Source organism: Blautia luti (assembly GCF_013304735.1).
Taxonomy (GTDB): domain Bacteria; phylum Bacillota; class Clostridia; order Lachnospirales; family Lachnospiraceae; genus Blautia_A.
On record NZ_JAAITI010000083.1, the window covers coordinates 1 to 1671 of the forward strand.

Here is a 1671-nt window from a genome sequence, read left to right on the forward strand (position 1 = left end):
AAATATGAACACAACATATAAATCAAACAACAATGTCGTCTATTCCTGTAAATACCATGTAGTATGGTGTCCAAAGTATAGACGAAAAGTATTAATTAACGGTGTGGACGTCCGGCTGAAGGAGCTGCTCACAGAGTATGCTGCAAATCTTTCTGTAGACATTCTGGAGATGGAGATCATGCCAGACCATGTTCATATGCTTTTGGAAGTAGATCCTCAGTTTGGCATCCACAAAGCTGTAAAGTCATTTAAAGGCTATACGTCCAGAATTTTAAGACAGGAATTTCCCTATCTTAAAACGAAAATGCCGACTCTCTGGACAAACAGCTATTTTGTATCGACGGTGGGCGGTGCTCCGCAGGAAACAGTAAAACAGTATATTGAAAACCAGAAAACATCGCAGAGACAAAAGGATAAGATGGGATAATGCAAAAAGGAATTAAATTTAGAATCTACCCGAACAGAGAACAGAAAAACTTCATCCATCAGACCCTGGGATGTTGCCGGTTCATCTACAATCGGGGACTTGCCATGCGTAAGGAAGGCTATGAAAATGGGGAAAAGATCGGCTATTCCCAGACTTCCGCCATGCTGACTGAACTGAAAAAGCAAGAGGAGTTTGCCTTTCTGAAAGCAGCAGATTCCATTGCATTACAGCAGTCTTTGCGGGATCTCGACCGGGGATTTGTGAATTTCTTTGAGAAACGGGCTTCCTATCCAACCTTCAAAAGTAAACATAACCGGTTCCAGTCATACAGAACGGTAAATCAAAAAGATAATATTTGTATTGTGGGAAGATATATCAAACTTCCGAAACTTGGATTTGTTAAAATACGGCAGTCGATGGAAGTGAAAAAGATTAATCACGTGATCATTGAGCACACACCGGCTGGAAAATATTTTGCGGTTTTAAATGTTGATTTTGAACCGGAACCACGCTCAAATGCTGGCGGAACGATAGGGATTGATGTCGGGATCAAAGCGTTCTACTCCGACAGTAATGGAAATACGGTATCAAATCCCAGATATCTGGAACGCTCAATGCGAAAACTCATAAGAGAACAGCGCAGGCTTTCCCGAAAACAAAAAGATTCCCATAACTGCGAGAAGCAGCGGATCAGGGTGGCAAGAGTGTATGAGAAAGTAACCAATCAGCGGAATGATTTCCTGCAGAAACAGTCAACGATGCTGGTGCGTGAAAACCAAACCATCTGTATTGAAGATCTGAATGTTAAGGGGATGATCCGGAATCATAAACTGTCAAAATCGATAGCGAGTGTTTCCTGGGCAAAATTTTTTGAAATGCTGGAATATAAAGCTGGCTGGTATGGAAATGAAATTCACAGAGTACCAACGATGTATCCGAGCAGTCAGACCTGCAGCTGTTGTGGCTACAGAAATCCACGGATAAAAAATCTGGGCATTCGTATCTGGGAGTGTCCCAAATGCCATGCGGTTCATGACCGGGATACGAATGCAAGTATCAATATTCTGAAAAAAGGACTGCAGATGCAGTCTGCATAAAGATAAAAACTGTACCGTAGGGCATACGGGAACAGTATAAATATAGCTTGTGGACACTGTGTAAGACATTGCAGTACCGTAAGGTGTTTGCCAATGCAGTAGTGGGAGAAGCAAGAATCCCCCTGCTTTAGCTGTGGGGAGTGTCAA

General features: G+C 42.4%; 2 protein-coding genes. Both read left to right on the forward strand.

Annotated elements, in window-relative coordinates; translation table 11 throughout:
* Positions 1-4 precede the first annotated feature (4 nt).
* On the forward strand, positions 5-427 hold the full coding sequence (gene tnpA / locus G5B06_RS18480) for an IS200/IS605 family transposase (RefSeq protein WP_059086645.1): 423 nt from the start codon (positions 5-7) through the stop codon (positions 425-427).
* Positions 427-1524, forward strand: coding sequence for an IS200/IS605 family element RNA-guided endonuclease TnpB (gene tnpB / locus G5B06_RS18485; RefSeq protein ID WP_173772714.1), 1098 nt, complete (start codon positions 427-429; stop codon positions 1522-1524). The genes tnpA and tnpB overlap by 1 nt, the downstream gene beginning before the upstream one ends.
* The last annotated feature ends 147 nt before the right edge of the window (positions 1525-1671 follow it).

Coding starts and splice junctions, on each gene's coding strand:
- tnpB (WP_173772714.1), top strand. CDS start 427: ATGCAAAAAGGAATTAAATTTAGAATCTACCCGAACAGAGAACAGAAA.
- tnpA (WP_059086645.1), top strand. CDS start 5: ATGAACACAACATATAAATCAAACAACAATGTCGTCTATTCCTGTAAA.